General features: G+C 63.9%; 2 protein-coding genes. One reads left to right on the top strand and one right to left on the bottom strand.

The genetic code is table 11. From position 1 onward, the window contains the following. Nucleotides 1-3: 3 nt before the first annotated feature. A complete protein-coding gene (locus AC1DVA_RS28880) occupies nt 4-156 on the top strand; it encodes an ureidoglycolate lyase (RefSeq protein ID WP_476808203.1) in 153 nt (50 codons plus the stop codon). A gap of 162 nt (nt 157-318) precedes the next feature. On the opposite strand, the gene AC1DVA_RS28875 is transcribed toward AC1DVA_RS28880, so the two are convergent. Further along, on the bottom strand, nt 319-771 hold a 453-nt coding region (locus AC1DVA_RS28875), incomplete at its 5' end, for a transglutaminase-like domain-containing protein (protein ID WP_476808202.1).

Genomic DNA, 771 nt, shown 5'->3' with positions numbered 1-771 from the left:
GGATTGATCTACCGTCGGGGACTCTGGCACCACCCGATAATGGCCATTGGAGCGGATGCGCGTTTCCTCGTCCAATCCTGGCAGAACGGCACCGAGGCCGACTGCGAGACAATCGCTATAGAAGCCAGAGCGGTATCTCAGGGCGGCCCGGATTAGAGTTCCGCTGAGCGGCTCGGCTTCGGTCAGGAGGCTGCTAGCCCTCGACGCCCCGGCGATCCCGGCCGTGCGGCAGCTGATATACCTTTTTCGGGAACGTCCGATTCTCGGGAGCGGTGAACGTCTGCAAATGGCGCGTCGGAACGTGTCTGGTTGCGGCTGCTACATGGCCCCTTCCGCCACCTCGTCGGTCCAGACCTTGAACCCTGTCAGCGTGTTCGGCCCGAATGTGGTGGCGATGGCGACATCGGCCGCATCACGCCCGCGCGCGATCAGCACGCGGCCGATGCGCGGCACGTTGTTGCGCGGATCGAACATCTGCCAGCCGCCGTCGAGATAGGCTTCGAAAGACGCCGCGAAATCGCCTGGCGGATAAGGCGGCGGCGTGCCGACATCGCCGAGATAGCAGGTGCAATAGCGTGCCGGGATGTTCATCGCCCGGCAGAAGGCGATCGCGAGATGAGCGTAGTCGCGGCAGACGCCGCGGCCTTCACGATAGGCGTCGGACGCTGTGCGGGTCACGCTGGCATCGTTGTAGTTGAAGGCGATGCGCTGGTTGACGAAATCGCAGATTGCCTGAACACGTAGCGCGCCCGGCTGGGTATGGCCGAAGAG

The sequence above is a fragment of the Allobosea sp. P4_C6 genome (genome assembly GCF_056402015.1).
The sequence above is the reverse complement of the archived record's forward strand: the minus strand, read 5'-3'. Positions and strand labels throughout refer to the sequence as shown.